Origin of the sequence: Chitinophaga sp. GbtcB8, assembly GCF_019091455.1 — a bacterium.
GTDB lineage: Bacteria > Bacteroidota > Bacteroidia > Chitinophagales > Chitinophagaceae > Chitinophaga.
The window spans coordinates 1-324 of the sequence record NZ_JAGXJN010000113.1; the positions used below are offsets into that span (position 1 = coordinate 1).

A 324-nucleotide genomic window follows, 5' to 3' on the forward strand; every position below is an offset into this window, starting at 1 on the left:
TCCTACACTATATTTTGTTTGCAGGTAATGTGCCAGCCGGTTAGCATGTTCATCCAGCTGCCGGTAAGTGAGCATACACTCACCGGATACAATGGCAACCTGGTCCGGAGTACGGGCAACCTGCGCCTCAAAAACATCTACTAATGTCTTTTCTGTTGCATACGCGATTTCTGTATCATTGAAGCCTTGCAGCAGTAGTTGCTTTTCTACTACTCCAAGTATTTCCAGTTTTTCAATTGCTGATGCTGGATTGCTTACTACTGCCTGCAATAATTGTTCGTAGTGCGATAGCATCCGGCTAACCGTTCCGGCTTCAAACAGGTC

General features: G+C 46.0%; 1 protein-coding gene. It reads right to left on the reverse strand.

All coding sequences use genetic code 11. From position 1 onward, the window contains the following. Window positions 1-324: AMP-binding protein (locus KVT36_RS31610; protein WP_217607413.1), on the reverse strand; the 324-nt coding region annotated here is incomplete at both ends.